13 protein-coding genes and 4 tRNA genes are annotated in these 16,175 nt (G+C 32.0%); 14 read left to right on the forward strand and 3 right to left on the reverse strand.

Translation table 11 applies throughout. From position 1 onward, the window contains the following. Positions 1-21 precede the first annotated feature (21 nt). The 7 genes from rpsR to JG776_RS01165 all read left to right on the forward strand — a co-directional run bounded on the left by rpsR (position 22) and on the right by JG776_RS01165 (position 7,330). On the forward strand, positions 22-261 hold the full coding sequence (gene rpsR / locus JG776_RS01135; protein WP_027308689.1) for a 30S ribosomal protein S18: 240 nt from the start codon (positions 22-24) through the stop codon (positions 259-261). 98 nt (positions 262-359) lie between these two features. Further along, positions 360-683, forward strand: a complete 324-nt coding sequence (locus tag JG776_RS01140; RefSeq protein WP_273964162.1) for a MazG-like family protein — start codon at positions 360-362, stop codon at positions 681-683. Positions 684-685: 2 nt separating this feature from the next. Next, the gene (locus tag JG776_RS01145; protein WP_291964011.1) at positions 686-1,648 is read left to right on the forward strand and encodes a YybS family protein; all 963 of its coding nucleotides are present in this window, start codon (positions 686-688) and stop codon (positions 1,646-1,648) included. A 24-nt stretch (positions 1,649-1,672) separates the two neighbouring features. Next, entirely contained in the window at positions 1,673-3,655 is a 1,983-nt protein-coding gene (locus JG776_RS01150) for a DHH family phosphoesterase (RefSeq protein ID WP_291964012.1), read from the forward strand. After that, a complete protein-coding gene (rplI, locus tag JG776_RS01155; protein ID WP_291964013.1) occupies positions 3,652-4,098 on the forward strand; it encodes a 50S ribosomal protein L9 in 447 nt (148 codons plus the stop codon). The genes JG776_RS01150 and rplI overlap by 4 nt, the downstream gene beginning before the upstream one ends. A gap of 62 nt (positions 4,099-4,160) precedes the next feature. Beyond that, entirely contained in the window at positions 4,161-5,984 is a 1,824-nt protein-coding gene (gene lonC / locus JG776_RS01160; RefSeq protein ID WP_291964099.1) for a Lon family ATP-dependent protease, read from the forward strand. 11 nt (positions 5,985-5,995) lie between these two features. Continuing rightward, positions 5,996-7,330, forward strand: a complete 1,335-nt coding sequence (locus JG776_RS01165; protein WP_291964014.1) for a replicative DNA helicase — start codon at positions 5,996-5,998, stop codon at positions 7,328-7,330. 323 nt (positions 7,331-7,653) lie between these two features. Here JG776_RS01165 and JG776_RS01170 read toward each other — a convergent pair whose 3' ends face one another. Beyond that, positions 7,654-9,573, reverse strand: coding sequence for an NAD(+) synthase (locus JG776_RS01170; RefSeq protein WP_291964015.1), 1,920 nt, complete (start codon positions 9,571-9,573; stop codon positions 7,654-7,656). Positions 9,574-9,684: 111 nt separating this feature from the next. On the opposite strand from JG776_RS01170, the gene JG776_RS01175 reads away from it, so the two are divergent. The 7 genes from JG776_RS01175 (at position 9,685) to JG776_RS01205 (ending at position 13,807) form a co-directional block, all read left to right on the forward strand. Next, entirely contained in the window at positions 9,685-10,503 is an 819-nt protein-coding gene (locus JG776_RS01175) for a hypothetical protein (protein ID WP_291964016.1), read from the forward strand. A 175-nt stretch (positions 10,504-10,678) separates the two neighbouring features. Then, the gene (locus JG776_RS01180; RefSeq protein ID WP_291964100.1) at positions 10,679-12,064 is read left to right on the forward strand and encodes an NAD(P)/FAD-dependent oxidoreductase; all 1,386 of its coding nucleotides are present in this window, start codon (positions 10,679-10,681) and stop codon (positions 12,062-12,064) included. A 4-nt stretch (positions 12,065-12,068) separates the two neighbouring features. Further along, entirely contained in the window at positions 12,069-13,355 is a 1,287-nt protein-coding gene (locus tag JG776_RS01185) for an adenylosuccinate synthase (RefSeq protein WP_291964017.1), read from the forward strand. A 135-nt stretch (positions 13,356-13,490) separates the two neighbouring features. Further along, positions 13,491-13,565 (forward strand) — tRNA-Glu (locus tag JG776_RS01190). 3 nt (positions 13,566-13,568) lie between these two features. Further along, a tRNA-Val gene (locus JG776_RS01195) sits at positions 13,569-13,644 on the forward strand. A 5-nt stretch (positions 13,645-13,649) separates the two neighbouring features. Beyond that, a tRNA-Asp gene (locus tag JG776_RS01200) sits at positions 13,650-13,726 on the forward strand. A gap of 5 nt (positions 13,727-13,731) precedes the next feature. Beyond that, positions 13,732-13,807, forward strand: a tRNA-Thr gene (locus tag JG776_RS01205). Between the two features lie 352 nt (positions 13,808-14,159). Here JG776_RS01205 and JG776_RS01210 read toward each other — a convergent pair. Then, on the reverse strand, positions 14,160-15,143 hold the full coding sequence (locus JG776_RS01210) for an ATP-binding protein (protein WP_291964018.1): 984 nt from the start codon (positions 15,141-15,143) through the stop codon (positions 14,160-14,162). Continuing rightward, positions 15,133-16,071 (reverse strand): DnaD domain protein, encoded by a 939-nt coding sequence (locus JG776_RS01215; RefSeq protein ID WP_291964019.1) that lies wholly within the window; start codon positions 16,069-16,071, stop codon positions 15,133-15,135. The genes JG776_RS01210 and JG776_RS01215 overlap by 11 nt, the downstream gene beginning before the upstream one ends. Positions 16,072-16,175: the final 104 nt, after the last annotated feature.

Genomic DNA, 16,175 nt, shown 5'->3' on the forward strand with positions numbered 1-16,175 from the left:
TGAGGTAAGGAGGGAAGAAAGATGGCAAACGCAAAAGGAAACTTTAAGCAAAGAAAGAAGAAGAGAGTATGTGCTTTCTGTATGGATAAAGTTGAATACATCGATTACAAGGATGTCGCAAAACTTAAGAAGTACATCACAGAAAGAGGAAAGATTCTTCCAAAGAGAATCACAGGAAACTGTGCAAAGCATCAAAGAGAGCTTACAATAGCAATAAAGAGAGCAAGAAATATAGCTCTTCTTCCATATACAGCAGAATAATGAAGTGCCTAAATTTTAGGCACTTTTTCTTTTTACAATAATAATAAATATGCTATAATTGTATTAATGTAGACATAGAATTTTTTGGGGGGGTTTATATGTTTAATGCCGATGAACTAAACATACTGGATAATATAAAGCTTATTGAAAATTATAAAGCTTTTTTACTTTCATCTGTTGCAGACCTTTTTACAAGTATGGCAAAGGGAAATAAATCAAGTACAGATGAAATAACAGATGAATTATCAGAAATAATAATATTATCCTATATGCTTGGAAGAAGATTGGGTATAAGCTTTTCAGAAATAGATGAAAAGGTAATAAAGAAGCTAAAGCTTGGTCTTTTAAAGGAGGAGGCAGATACACAATATCAAGATTGTGCAAAGCTTATATCATACATTAGAGAAGGAAGAGAGGTCTGATTATGCAAAATAGAACATCCACTCGTTCAATTGTAGAAGCAGGTTTATTGACTGCAATAAATGTTGTATTAATATTAGCAAGTATATATGTTCCATTTTTATATTTTGTAGGAATATTTTTATGGCCTATACCTATAGCACTTACGTTTTTAAGACATAATTTTAAATATAGTTTATTATCTGTTATTGCAACAGGTGCAATTGTTGCCTTTACAGTTGATCCTATTACTGCTGTTTCTTTTGCTATAATTTATGGTGCCCTTGGGCTTGTGATGGGGTATTGTATAAAAAATAAAAAATCAGTTATTACTACCTTTACTTTTATGTCTATAGTTGTGTTTATATCAACAGCAGTGCTTATTAAACTATCTAATTTAATTTTAGGTCAGGATATACTAAAATCAATGATACAGATGTTAGATGAGTCAGTAAAAATAACAAAAGAAATATATGGCGGATTAGGTGTACCTCAAGAACAGATAGATTCACTTTTAAAGAAGCTAATACCAAGTTCAGATATTATTATAATGGTATTTCCAGTTACTATGCTTTTATATTCATTAATGAGTGCACTTGTAAGTTATCTATTTGCATATAAAATATTTAATAGATTTGGCTATAAGGTAGAAAAAATAAAACCACTCTCACAGTGGTATATTCCTGTTAAGCTTGCAACAGCAATATTAGTTATTGTATTGATTAGTTTTGTTCTTGTTGTAACTAATTTTCCAAATGCACTATCATACTACTATAATGCACAAATTTTATTTAGTTTTGTATTTACTATAAATGGTATTGCAGCGGTTGATTTTTATTTTATAAAAAGAGAAATGAAGGGATTTTTAAGATTTTTAATAATCTTCTTTGTTATGACTTCACCACTTTCAAATATTATATTTATAATAGGTATAATGGATTATATATTTAATTACAGGAGACTTGATTATAGAAGAATAAGAAAATAAAAATTCCTCGCAGGAGGAGATATTATGGATAATAAATTTTATAGATTTTTTCCTAATACTAAACTTTATATGTTTTTTATAGCAGTTCTATTAGCCTTATTAATGTTTTATAACTATCCTATAGGAATAATAGGATTAGTTTTTTATGCTTATCTTATTTACTATAATCTAAAGATAAATAAAATAAGGAGTCAGGAGTTTTCTAAGTTTGTAGAGACTCTTTCGGCTGACATTGACATTGCTGGTAAGAACACACTATCCAAAATTCCTATTCCTCTTGTTATAGTAGATAGTAGTGGTAAAATACTTTGGGCAAATTCTCTTTTTTATATGAATACAAAAATAAATTTGTATGGTAAAGATATTAGGGATTTTATTGGAAATTTTGATTCAAGTTTAATATTAAAAAATAAAGAGCATTTCTTTGAAAAGGTGATAATAAAAGATAAAATATTTAACGTTTTGGTAAGTCCTGTTGAGGCAGAGAAGGAAAGGGATAGATATATATTTTTATTATATTTTATTGACTATACTAATTACTATACTTTATATGATATGTATAATGAGAAAAAATCAATTGTAGCACTTTTAGAGGTTGATAATTTCGATGAGGTTATTAAAAGTACAGAGGATATAAATAGGCCTACACTTCTTGCAGAGATTGATAACAGGATAAATGCATTTGCTTATTCTATAGATGCTTTAATTAGAAAATATGATAACTATAAATATATATTAGTTTTTGAAAATCATCATTTTGATACATTAGTAGAAAATAAATTTGATATATTAGACAAGATAAGAGAAATTGATGTTGGAAATAAAATACCTGTAACATTAAGTATTGGTTTAGGCAGAAATGGAGAAACAATAGCTAAAACCCATCAATTTGCAGTAGCAGCAAAGGATCTGGCATTAGGTAGGGGAGGAGACCAAGCTGTTGTTAAAGACGGTGATAGGTTATCCTTCTATGGAGGAAAGACAAAAGAGGTGGAAAAAAGAACAAGGGTTAGGGCAAGAGTTATAGCCCACGCAATTTCAGATTTAATAGAACAAACAGATGAAGTTGTAATTATGGGACACGAGGTTCCAGATATAGATTGTTTTGGGGCCTCCCTTGGTATGTATAGGGGAGTAAAGTTATGTGGTAAAGATGCCTATATTGTTTTAAATACAGTTAATAGCTCAATTGAAAAAATGATGGAGAAGGTAATTAAATCAGGACAATACAATGGAGTTTTTATAAAAAATGAAATAGCAGTACAAAAAGTTATGGCAGGTGCACTCTTGATTATAGTAGATGTTCATAGAAGGAGTCTATTGGAGTGCCCTGAACTTGTAGATTATGCAAAAAATATAGTAATAATTGACCATCATAGAAAGAGTGCTGATTTTATAGAAAATACAACTATGAGCTATATTGAACCCTACGCAAGTTCAACCTGCGAGCTTGTTACAGAAATACTTCAGTATCTAAAGGAAAAGCCACAGATTGAACAGTTAGAGCTTCAGGCTCTTATGGCGGGTATATATATGGATACCAAGAATTTTTCCTTTAAAACAGGTGTTAGAACCTTTGAAGCTGCAGGTTTTTTAAAGAAAAATGGTGCAGATATAATAGAGGTTAAAAAGCTGTTTATGGATGATTTAGAGACATATAGGGAAAGGACAAAATTAGTTGCAAATGCAGAAATAAATGATAAAATAGCAATTGCAGTATATGATGGTACTGTTAAAAATCATTTAGTTATACCACAGGCTGCAGATGAGCTTCTAACTTTAGAAGGTGTTGAGGCCTCCTTTGTGCTTGCAAAAGTAGATAATGAGGTTATAATAAGTGGAAGGTCTTTAGGAAATATTAATGTTCAATTGATATTAGAAAACTTAGGTGGCGGAGGCCATATGACTATAGCTGGTGCTCAGCTAAATAATGTAGATATAGAGGATGCAAAGAAATTGCTTTTAGAATCAATAAAAAAATACTTTAAGGAGAGTGATGAAAGATGAAGGTAATATTAAAGGCTGATATTAAGGGTGTAGGTAAAAAGGATGAGGTTATAAATGTATCTGATGGATATGCAAGAAATTTTTTATTTCCAAAGAAACTTGCAGTAGAAGCAACAGAGGGTAATTTAAGAGTTTTAGAGGAACAAAAGGCAAAGGAAGCAGAAAAGAAAAGAAAAGAAATAAAGGAAGCACAGGAGCTTGCCAAGAAGCTTTCTGCATTGACTGTTGAAGTTTATGTTAAGGTTGGAGATAATGGAAAGATTTTTGGTTCAGTTACATCAAAGGATATAGCAGATGCATTAAAGAAGCAACATAATATAGATATTGATAAAAAGAAGATAGATTTACCAGAAGCTATAAAGATTGCTGGAGTATATACTGTTGATGTAAAAGTATATCCAGAGGTTACAGGAAAGCTAAAGGTATCTATTTTACAAAAATAGAGAGGAGTATTTGATTGAATAAAAATAACTTAGCAGTTGATTTAAAAAATAACTTTACAAATATGATGAATGATATTGATGTTCAAGTTGAAGCACTTAAGGAACTACTAAACAAACTATATGGTGAAAAGTATCTTAATGATGTCCTAAAAAAATTGAATTTAAAGAAACAGTATAAGAGTGATAAAGTAGAGGAAAAGATATATGTTTTACAGAGGTTAATTTTAAAAAAGGATGATTATATAGATAATCCAATTGAATGCCTTCAGGAAATAAAAAGGGAGCTTTCTAAGAAGATAGCATTAAGACACGTTGAGGATGAAATTGATCAAGAGGTTGAAAAGTATCTTCTTGAAAAACAAGACAAGCTTATAGAGGAAGTAAAATTAAGTATAATTAAAAAGAAAAATGGTGCAGAAAACAGTAAGACATTAAAAAAGCTTGTGGAATTACAAAAGCTTGATACAATTAAACTATCAAAGTCAATAATGGAGTTTTTAAGACCTGAAAATAAGGATGAGATTGTAGGGCAAGAGAGGGCCTTAACTGCACTTGTATCAAAGCTTTGTTCACCATACCCACAGCATATAATACTTTATGGTCCTCCAGGTGTTGGAAAAACAACAGCTGCAAGATTGGCACTAAAGATTGCAAAGGAATTTAAAACATCTGTATTTAATAATGATGCACCATTTGTAGAAGTTGATGGAACAACATTAAGGTGGGATCCAAGAGAGATAACAAGCCCACTTTTGGGTTCTGTACACGATCCTATCTATCAGGGAGCAAAGAGGGATTTTATTGAAACAGGAATTCCAGAACCAAAACTTGGACTTGTAACTAAAGCACACGGTGGGGTTCTTTTTATTGATGAAATTGGAGAAATGGATGAAATGCTTCAAAATAAGCTCTTAAAGGTTTTAGAGGACAAAAGAGTGGAGTTTTCATCATCATATTATGATCCAGATGATGAGAGTGTACCTCTTTATATAAAGAAGCTTTTTAATGAAGGAGCACCTGCGGATTTTGTATTGATTGGTGCTACAACAAGAGAGCCAAGCGAAATAAACCCTGCATTAAGGTCAAGGTGTGCAGAGGTTTACTTTGAACCTTTAACAAAAAAGCATATAAGACAAATTGTTTTAAATGCGGCAAACAAGTTAAAAATTAAAATAGAAGAAGGGGCAGTAGATGTAATAAGTGAATATACCCTTGAAGGAAGAAAGGCAGTAAATATACTTGCAGATGTATATGGGTATGTTGTACAAAAGAGAGGAACAGAAAATATTACAATAACTCTTCAGGATGTATATGAAGTTGCAGCATTATCAAGATTAACGCCTCAGTTTAAAAACTATTCAAAGGAAGCTAAGGAGATAGGAAAGACCTATGGACTTGGCGTATATGGATTTTTAGGTTCTGTTCTTGAGATAGAGGCAGTGGCCTTTAAAAAGGATTCACCTACTGGTATTGTTAGGTTTAATGATACTGCAGGAACTATGGCAAAGGATTCTGTGTTTAATGCAGCAACAGTAATTAGGCAGATTACTGGTGAAGATTTATCAAATTATGATGTTCACGTTAATGTAGTAGGTGGAGGTAATATAGATGGCCCTTCAGCAGGACTTGCAATAACACTTGCTATTTTAAGTGCAGTTGAGGAAAAGCCTCTAAGACAGGATGTAGCAATAACAGGTGAAATATCATTAACAGGAAGTATAAAACCTGTAGGAGGTATACCTGAGAAAATATATGGAGCTCTTCAGGGAGGAATAAAAAATATTATTATTCCAAAGGAAAATATGAAGGATGTTCCTATTAATCTTGAAGAGGTCAATATAATACCTGTAGACCATATAAAAGAAGTACTTGATATTGTATATTAGGAGGTGAGGAAATGGAAGCACAGTTAAGAGTTCCTCCACATAATATTGATGCAGAACAATCTGTACTTGGTGCGATGATAATAGAAAATGATGTTATATATGAAGTTTCTGAAATATTAACTGGTGATGAGTTTTATAAAGAGGGACATAAGGTTTTATATAAAACAATAATGGAAATACACAATGATGGTAAGCCGGTTGATATGATAACATTAATTGATACTTTAAAGGGAAGAGACCTGCTTGAGGTGGTTGGAGGAATTTCTTATATAAGTGACCTTATTTCCTCAGTACCTACGGTATCAAATGCAAAACATTATGCAAAAATAGTTGAGGAAAAGTATCTATTAAGAAGCTTGATTTCTGCATCCCATAAAATTATGGATAAATGCTATAGCGAACAGGATGATGTAGAAGAGGTTTTAAGTGATGCAGAAAAGAGTATATTTGATATATCACAAAAAAAGAAAAATGAGGATTTTGAATCAATAAAGCCAATACTTGAGAGAAGTTTTGAACAAATAGAACACGTATATAAATTTAAGGGTGATACAACAGGAATAGCTTCAGGGTTTATAGATTTAGACAGAAAAACATCAGGTTTTCAAAAGGGAGACTTTATACTTGTTGCAGCAAGACCATCAATGGGTAAGACTGCATTTGTATTAAATATTGCACTACACGCAGCTCTAAGGGAAGGAAAAAGTGTTGCAATATTTAGTCTGGAGATGTCTAAGGAACAGCTTGTATACAGAATGCTTTGTGCTGAGGCAAATGTAGATATGCTAAAGCTAAGAACAGGGGAACTTGATGATGAAGACTGGTTAAGACTTGCAAGAGCAGCAAGCCCTATGGCAAAGGCATCAATATTTATTGATGATACACCAGGTATTTCTATAATGGAGATGCGTTCTAAGTGTAGAAGACTTAAAATGGAAAAGGGTCTTGATTTAATAATGGTAGACTACCTTCAACTTATGAGTGGAGGTAAAAAATCTGAAAGTAGACAGCAGGAGGTTTCTGAAATATCAAGGTCACTAAAGGCTATTGCAAAGGAGATGAATGCACCTGTAATTGCACTTTCACAGCTATCTCGTGCACCTGAGGCAAGAGCTGACCATAGACCAATACTATCTGACCTTAGAGAATCAGGTTCTATTGAGCAGGATGCCGACCTTGTTATGTTTTTATATAGAGATGAATACTATAATAAGGAATCAGAAAAAAAGAACATTGCAGAAGTTATAATAGCAAAACAAAGAAATGGTCCAACTGGAACAGTTGAACTTGCTTGGCTTGGACAATATACTAAGTTTGGAAATCTTGATAGGTATCATAATGTATAAGAAAACAAAAGGTTATTGTAACCTTTTCAGGCTGTTGAAAAAATGATATATTGATAGCCCCATGAAAGATTTTAAGGCATTCGTTCATTTCACTAAGCAAATCTAAGCTTTTCTTTGTTTAAAAAAGTCCTACCCTCGCGATGCCCTCGTCCTTGAGGGCCGCTCAGCTCGGCACGTCCTGTGCCGAATTACGGACTTTTTCAAAGTCGAAAAGCAAGATTTGCTAAAGTTTATGAAAGAGCCTAATAAAATCCTTTCATAGGGCCTTTAAAAATCAAACTATAAGGCTTCTAACACCTTTTGCTTATTTTTTTTATACGCTTCTATGATAGCCATATAAAGGAGTCAGCATCTGATGGCATTCTAAGGTCGCCTCTTGGTGAGAAGCATACGCTTCCAACTTTAGGTCCATCGGGCATACAGGAACGTTTAAACTGTTGAGTAAAAAATCTTCTATAAAATACATTTTGCCATTTTTTAATATATTCTTTATCATATTTATCGGAAAAGGCGTGTTCAGCAAGGAAAAGTACCTTTTCAGGAGGCATATTGTATCTTATTGCATAATAAATAAAGAAATCGTGGAGTTCGTATGGACCTACTGTATCCTCTGTTTTTTGTTTAATATTACCCTCTTTATCAGGGGGTAGAAGTTCTGGGCTTATTGGTGTGTCTAATATATCCTTTAATATGTGTTTAGCTTCTTTATCATCGGTTTTTTCAGCATACCAATCCACCAAAAACTTTATAAGTGTTTTTGGAATACTTGCATTTACTGCATACATTGACATATGGTCTCCGTTATACGTACACCATCCAAGTGCAAGTTCAGATAGGTCACCAGTACCCACCACAATACCACCTATTTTATTTGCAATATCCATAAGTATTTGAGTTCTTTCTCTTGCTTGAGTATTTTCATAGGTTAAATCGTGTATATCTTTATCGTGTCCTATATCCTTGAAGTGTTGTAGACACGCATCCTTAATATTTATTTCCATAAGTGTACATTTTAAAGATTTAATTAAATTAACAGCATTTGTATAGGTTCTATCTGTTGTTCCAAAGCCTGGCATTGTTATAGCAATTATATTTTCTGGTGGTATATTTAACTCCTTAAAGGTTTTATAGGTTACAAGAAGAGCAAGAGTTGAATCAAGACCACCTGAGATACCTATAACAGCCTTTTTTAGCCCTGTATGTTCAAAACGTTTTGCTAAACCTGATACTTGAATATTGAATATTTCATTGCATCTTATATCTATTTCTTGTTTGTTTGACGGAATGAATGGAGTCTTAGAAATATATCTATCAAACCCATCAATACTAAGTTTATTAAATATAGTATTTACAGTTTGGTATTTTACATTAGATACATTGAGGCTATCTATAAAAGTTTTATTGACCTGTCTTTCGGAGTTTAATCTGTCTACATCTATATAGGAGTATATAATTTGACTATCCCTTTTAAATCTTTCTGAAGATTTTAAAAGAGAACCATTTTCGCATATTAATAGGTTTCCACTAAAGACTAAATCTGTTGTTGATTCGTGAACTGAAGCGGAGGAATAGATATACCCACATATACATCTTGCACTCTGTCCCTTTATTAGTTCACGTCTGTAGTCGGATTTTGCAACCACTTCGTTGCTGGCAGATAAGTTTAATATTATATTTGCACCATTTACACAAAGAAAACTACTTGGAGGTATAGGTGCCCATACATCTTCACATATTTCAACACCAATTCTTAAGTCTAAATTCTTATCTTCTATAATAACATTTCCAAAGGGAACTTTATCATCAAATAAATCTATTTCTTCAATATGAGATACTTCAAATCCAGATGTAAACCACCTTTTTTCATAAAACTCCCTGTAGTTAGGTATGTACATTTTAGGTACAACAGCGAGTAGTTTACCGGATTTAAACAAAACTGCACAGTTTAAAAGTATATGATTTATTAAAATAGGCATTCCAACAGCACAAAGTATATCAGTATGTTTTGTCTCATCTAAAATATTTTTAAGTGCTATGTAGCTGTCATTTATTAATTTTTTTTGTGAAAATAAATCAGCACAGGTATATCCGGTTATACTAAGTTCAGGAAAAACAATTATCTTTGCAAAATTTTTATCTGCTTCTAATATTATATTTTTTATTTCTTCTGCATTATAAAAGGGATTTGCAACTTTAAGCTTAGGTGAAGATGCTGCTACCTTTATAAAACCAAAATTATTCACACTATCACTCCCTCTTTAGTATCTAATTCTAATTTACTACAAATTTTTAATTTTGGTAAGAAGGATATATTAATATTAAATAGAACTTTTAGTAATGAAGGGAGTGATTTAATGTATAGGGCATCAAAAAATGCAAAGATAGAAAGTTTACTTCTTATAATGTTTGGAATTTCAATTGGTATTTTTCCTTTATTAAGTGGAAAAACTATAGGAGTTGAATCAATTATAACTTCTATTTTAGTAGTTGCACTTGGTTTTTATATGTACAAAAGAGTTAATAGATTAAAGGTTATTATCCACAATGACAGGATAGAGTATTTTGGTGAATCTAATAAAAGTGATAAAGTGATATACTTTAACAACATATACCTTGTGGAAACTGTGAATAAGTCAGGGGTTTTTTTAACCTTTATTGTGGATAAATATAAAGATGGTGGAAGGTGGATTATTAGAGGTACTTTTCCACAAGCAACAGAAAAGGAAATGGGGAGGGATAAGGATATAAAACTTGATTTTAAAAAGAGTCTATGTATTGATAGTAGAAAGATAGAAAATAGTAGAGAAATAGTTGAAATTATCTGTTCTAAAATATCAAAAAATAGGGTTTCAGAAGGTACAGAGTATTATATAAAGGGTATAAAAAAAGAGGAAAGTGATGATGGTAAAGACGTCAAGGTTAATAATTTAATATATAAAATATTAATGTCTATAAATTTAATAGGTCTTTTAATTGTTTTGATGTTTTTAGAAGGAAAATCACCAATACTGAAAAATATTTATTTTAAAATATCAACTTTCATTATATTTTTAATAAATGGGTTTTATTCTCTTTATTTGCGTGTTAAATATAAAAATAATAAAAGTTATAAAATCATATTTAATATAGGGATAATAATAAGTATTCTTGTTATATCTTTAATGTTTACATAAGCCCTGCAGCCTTGTAGGGCTTATGTACGTTATATTTCTTAATATATGTATTTTTTATTTAAATAATATACGTCACAAAACGAAATATAAATAATTCAACAATAAAATTATTCGATTTTTTATTGACTTAAAGGTATGGGTTTGGTAGTATTTTATTGGAGTTAAAAGGAGGGGTATTATGAAAAAATATGATGTAATTATAGTAGGTGGAGGACCTGCAGGAATTTTTACTGCCCTTGAGTTAGTAAAACAAAACCAAAATTTAAGTGTTGCTCTATTTGAAAAGGGTAAAAGTATGCTAAATAGAAAATGCCCCAGCAGTGAAAATAAGGTAAAGTGCCTAAAATGCAATCCCTGTTCTATAGTTTCAGGATGGGGAGGAGCAGGTGCATACAGTGACGGCAAGTTAACTTTAACTACTGAATTTGGTGGAGTGTTAGATGAATATATAAGCAAGGTAGAATTACAAAGCTTAATTGATTATATAGATAAAATTTATTTGGAGTTTGGAGGACCAAGTGAGATACATGGTGAGATAACTCCAAAGGTTGAGGAGATAATGAGAAGGGCGGCTGCCGCTGACCTTAAGTTTATACCTGCAAGGATAAGACATCTTGGAACAGATAATTGTTTTAATATATTAAAGTCTATGGAGGAGTATTTAAGAAAAAAAATAGACGTATTTACTTTAAAGCCGATTAAAGAAATCATAATTGAAGATGATAGGGCAAAGGGAGTAATTACACAGGATGGAGAAGAGTTTACTGCTGATTATGTAGTAGTTTGTCCTGGACGTGAAGGCTCTGATTGGTTTTTTAGAGAGGTTGAAAGATTAAATTTAGAGTTTGATACAAATCCTGTTGATATAGGTGTTAGAGTTGAGTGTCCTGCAATTGTTATGAAGGATATAACTGATGCAGTTTATGAGTCAAAGCTTATATACTATACAAAATCCTTTGATGATAGGGTTAGAACCTTCTGTATGAATCCAAATGGTGAAGTTGTTGTTGAAAACAATGATGGGATTAAAACTGTAAATGGGCATAGTTATGCCAACAAAAAAACAAACAATACAAATTTTGCACTACTTGTTAGTAAAAACTTTACAAAACCCTTTAAATCTCCAATAGCATATGGTAAGTATATTGCAAGCCTTGCTAATATGTTAGGAGAAGGGGTTATAGTACAAAGATTAGGAGATCTCCTTGAAGGAAGAAGAACAACAGAGGATAGATTAAAAAGAGGACTTGTGGAACCAACTTTAGTTGATGCAACTCCAGGAGATTTAAGTTTAGTTTTACCATATAGGTTTTTAACTGATATAATAGAGATGTTAGAGGCACTTGATAAAGTAGCTCCAGGTATCTATTCAAAACATACACTTTTATATGGTGTAGAGGTTAAGTTTTACTCAATGAGATTAAAACTTACAAATAGCCTTGAAACGCAAGTTAAAAATTTATTTGCAGCAGGTGATGGTGCAGGAGTAACAAGAGGACTTGCTCAAGCATCGGTATCGGGAGTTATTATTGCAAGAGAAATTATAAATAGGATGAGGTGATTAGATGTCAGCACTTGTAGTTATTGGAGCCCAATGGGGTGATGAAGGAAAGGGAAAAATAACAGATTTTTTAGCAGAGGGAGCAGATGTTGTAGTTAGATATCAGGGAGGAAATAATGCTGGACATACAGTTGAAGTTTTAGATAAAAAATATAAGCTACACCTAATTCCATCAGGTATTTTATATGATACAAAGCTTTGCATTATCGGAAATGGTGTGGTCATTGATCCAATGGCCTTCTTTGAGGAATTAAATTATTTAGAGGGAGAAGGAGTTAATGTTTCACCAGAAAAATTAGTTGTAAGTGATAGAGCCCACGTTATAATGCCATATCATAAGATTTTAGACAAACTTTCAGAACAAAAAAGAGGAAGCAAGGATATAGGAACTACAGGTAAGGGGATAGGACCTTGCTATACAGATAAACACGAAAGAATAGGAATAAGAATCTGTGATCTTTTAAATAAAGAAACACTTAAGGAAAAGCTTGAGCTTAATATTGCAGCAAAGAATAAAATAATAAAGGAAATATACGGAGGAGAAGAACTAAATTTTGATGAGGTTTATTCAAAATATGTTGAGTATGGTGAAAGATTAAGACCTTATGTAAAGGATACATCAGTTATTCTTTATTATGCTATAAAGGCTAATAAAAAGGTTTTATTCGAAGGTGCACAGGGAACCCTTTTAGATATAGACTATGGAACATATCCCTATGTTACATCTTCACATCCAATATCAGGTGGGGTATGTATTGGAGCAGGTATAGGACCGACTATGGTATCTAATGCAATAGGTGTATGTAAGGCATATACAACCAGAGTTGGTAAAGGTCCATTCCCAACAGAACTTTTTGATGAAATGGGGGACTATATTAGAGAAAAGGGATTTGAATATGGAACAACAACAGGACGTGCAAGAAGATGTGGATGGCTTGATTTAGTTATATTGAAGTATGCTGTAAGAATATCAGGATTAACAAGTCTTGCTATAACAAAATTAGATACTTTGGCTAATATCGATAAGATAAAGGTTTGTGTGGGCTATGAATTAGATGGCAATGTTATTGACTACTTCCCAGCTTCATTAGATGATTTAGAGAGATGTAAGCCTATATATAGGGAATTTGATGGTTGGGATAGTTCAGTTGAGAAGGCAAAAACCTTTGATGACCTACACGAAAATGCTAAAAAGTATTTAAGGTTCATAGAGGAATATACAGATACAAGAATATCAATAGTATCAGTTGGTCCAAATAGAAGTCAAACTATAGTTGTAAATAAGTATTAAAAATAGGGTGGTGGTATTCACCCTATTTCCATAATTTACAACCAAAAAATTTTAAGAAAAGGTGTTGACTTTAAAAAAGAAATCGTGTATTATATACAAGTGTCGGGGCGATGAGCCGAGACGATAAGAAAAGTTGGCCCCTTGGTCAAGCGGTTAAGACACCACCCTTTCACGGTGGTAACAGGGGTTCGAGTCCCCTAGGGGTCACCATATGGGCGCGTAGCTCAGCTGGGAGAGCATCTGCCTTACAAGCAGAGGGTCACAGGTTCGAGCCCTGTCGTGCCCACCAAAAATGGCCCAGTAGCTCAGTTGGTTAGAGTGCCGGCCTGTCACGCCGGAGGTCGAGGGTTCGAGCCCCTTCTGGGTCGCCATATTTGCCGGCTTAGCTCAATTGGCAGAGCAACTGACTTGTAATCAGTAGGTTGTAGGTTCGATTCCTATAGCCGGCTCCATAAAGCACGCATCTTGCGTGCTTTTATTATTTAGTGTAAGTTATATTTCATATTGTTAATAAACCCACTTGTTATCCAAAATATGTAAAAGCCCCATGAAAGGATTTCAATAGGCTCTTTCATGAGCTTTAGCAATTATTGCTTTTCGACTTTGAAAAAGTCCGTAATTCAGCACAGGACGTGCTGAGCCGAGCGGCCATCAGGATGATGGCATCGCGAGGGTAGGACTTTTTCAAACAAAGAAAAGCTTAGAATTGCTAAGCGAAATGAACTGATGCGCAAGAAATCCTTCATGGGGCAAATCAATATATAACTTTTTCAACAGCCTAAATGTTGTGGAGACCAAGAATTTTTATTTCTTGAACTTCTTTTGAATTCTAATATCCTCGCCATAAAATTTAAACAAAGTAAAATGACCTAATATTCTTGAGGTTATTCTTTCAGGATAGTTTTGAATAATATCATTAAGTTGAAAGTTTGTTGATATAAGCATCTTTTTTTTGTTTAGAATTCTTGTATTTATTATATTAAAAAGCTCGGAGTATGAATAGGGAGTTACAGGTTCTGTTCCAAGGTCATCTATAATTAAAAAGTCGCATTCTAAAAGCTCATTTAGTTCGTTATGGTTTGATGATTCTTCAAATCTGCATCTTCTTATAATATCCATTAGGTTTGAAGCAGTTTGATATATAACTACTTTACCCTTATCAAGAAGTTCTTTTGCAATGCAATTAGATAAAAAGGTTTTTCCTAAACCAGAGCTTCCATAAAAGAAAAGGCTCTCATTTGTTTTATCAAAGTTTTTTGTGTAATTTACTGCGTAGGCGTATATTTTTTCTATATTTTCTCTTGGACTTAAGGGTTCATTTTCATAGGGTATACTTGAATAATACTCAAAGTTGAAGGTATCAAAGTTTTCAGCCCTTAATATTTCATTTAAGTTTGATTGCTGATAATATCTATTTATTAATTTTTGTCTAAAACAACTACAGAATTTGTTGTTTATATATCCTGTATCCTTACATTTTTTACATTTATATTTTATATCCATATAATCAATTGGATATCCGTATTTCGATAGAAGCTCAGTTTTTTCAATTTTTAGGTCTGTTATTTTTTCCTTTTGAGATTTAATATATTCCTCTATATCTTCTATTTCTTTAGACACAACTGAAGTTGCAATATTAAATCCAATAGAGGATATTTCTTTGTCTATTTCTCTTATCCTTGGTATTTTTTCATAAATTTCATTTATTCTTTTTTCTTGTTCTGTTTTTGCATTCTCTCTAAGCTTTTCATATTCATTTAAAATTTCAGACACATATTTATTCTTCATTTAACTCACCCCTTCCAAGGAGTTTTTTCTCAAGTTCGGTTATATCATATTGTCTCTGTCCACTATATGCAATATATGGATGTTGGTTTTTAGAAGTTTTTTCTTTTTTATTTGCCTTTTTATCAAGTCTTTTTATATCATTTACATTCATTACTCCTAAATTATGCCAGTCAGTTACTATTTTATCTATATAATTTAAGTTTGGTTCGTTTATTCTCATAATTGCTATCCTGCAGGCCTCTAAAATAACATCAATAGGCATATTGTAACTATATACCCATTTTTCTAAAAGTTCCTCTTGAGGAACAGATATATCGGAGTCTTTAAGTCCAATATAGCTTAAAATTTGTCTATATTTTGTCCATTTTTCTTCGTGTTTTTTTATATGATTTTGAGCATCCTCAATTGTCTTTATACCCTTTTCGTGCCATCCTATGGCAACTTTTTCAATATATCTAATATCTGTCTTTTTCTTAGATACGCAGTATTCAATTAAAAAAATAAGCACTTCAAAGGAAAAATGAAATTTATCCATAAGCATAGTAAAAAACTTATAATCAGAAGGGGTTAGAGGCCTTCCTAAAGCCATTTCTATATCTTTAAATATATTTTTGGTATTATCTATAATTACAAAGCAAGAATCGTCATCTAAATTTAATGTATTAAAACTAACCTCTCCAGAGTCAGATATATGAATTAACCCATTTTCTTGCCAATAGCCTAATGCATTAATTATTTCTGATTCTGATATATTTAGCTTCCTTGAGATAGACTCTGTTGAACAGACTGTGTTGGTATAAGATAATCTAAGTAGAGTTAAGTAAACTTTAATATAATCTCCATGGGCCTTAGGAATATATTTGTCTATAAATATAGTTGATAGTGGTATGAACTTTGGTTCTGGAGGAGTTAATGATATATTTGGCATACTGATCACTTCCTAATGTATTATTAGCTTATACTATTATATCAGAAGAGATTTTATACCACAATAAACTAAGAGTATGAATAAAATATCAAAAAATTCATATA

The organism is Caloramator sp. (assembly GCF_020054765.1).
Taxonomy (GTDB): domain Bacteria; phylum Bacillota; class Clostridia; order Clostridiales; family Caloramatoraceae; genus Thermobrachium; species Thermobrachium proteoclasticum.

What these genes read in the sequence shown, in the direction of transcription:
- JG776_RS01215 (WP_291964019.1), bottom strand. Translation starts at nt 16,071, where the DNA reads ATGCCAAATATATCATTAACTCCTCCAGAACCAAAGTTCATACCACTA.
- JG776_RS01185 (WP_291964017.1), top strand. Translation starts at nt 12,069, where the DNA reads ATGTCAGCACTTGTAGTTATTGGAGCCCAATGGGGTGATGAAGGAAAG.
- JG776_RS01150 (WP_291964012.1), top strand. Translation starts at nt 1,673, where the DNA reads ATGGATAATAAATTTTATAGATTTTTTCCTAATACTAAACTTTATATG.
- rplI (WP_291964013.1), top strand. Translation starts at nt 3,652, where the DNA reads ATGAAGGTAATATTAAAGGCTGATATTAAGGGTGTAGGTAAAAAGGAT.
- JG776_RS01145 (WP_291964011.1), top strand. Translation starts at nt 686, where the DNA reads ATGCAAAATAGAACATCCACTCGTTCAATTGTAGAAGCAGGTTTATTG.
- JG776_RS01175 (WP_291964016.1), top strand. Translation starts at nt 9,685, where the DNA reads ATGTATAGGGCATCAAAAAATGCAAAGATAGAAAGTTTACTTCTTATA.
- JG776_RS01210 (WP_291964018.1), bottom strand. Translation starts at nt 15,143, where the DNA reads ATGAAGAATAAATATGTGTCTGAAATTTTAAATGAATATGAAAAGCTT.
- rpsR (WP_027308689.1), top strand. Translation starts at nt 22, where the DNA reads ATGGCAAACGCAAAAGGAAACTTTAAGCAAAGAAAGAAGAAGAGAGTA.
- JG776_RS01140 (WP_273964162.1), top strand. Translation starts at nt 360, where the DNA reads ATGTTTAATGCCGATGAACTAAACATACTGGATAATATAAAGCTTATT.
- lonC (WP_291964099.1), top strand. Translation starts at nt 4,161, where the DNA reads ATGATGAATGATATTGATGTTCAAGTTGAAGCACTTAAGGAACTACTA.
- JG776_RS01165 (WP_291964014.1), top strand. Translation starts at nt 5,996, where the DNA reads ATGGAAGCACAGTTAAGAGTTCCTCCACATAATATTGATGCAGAACAA.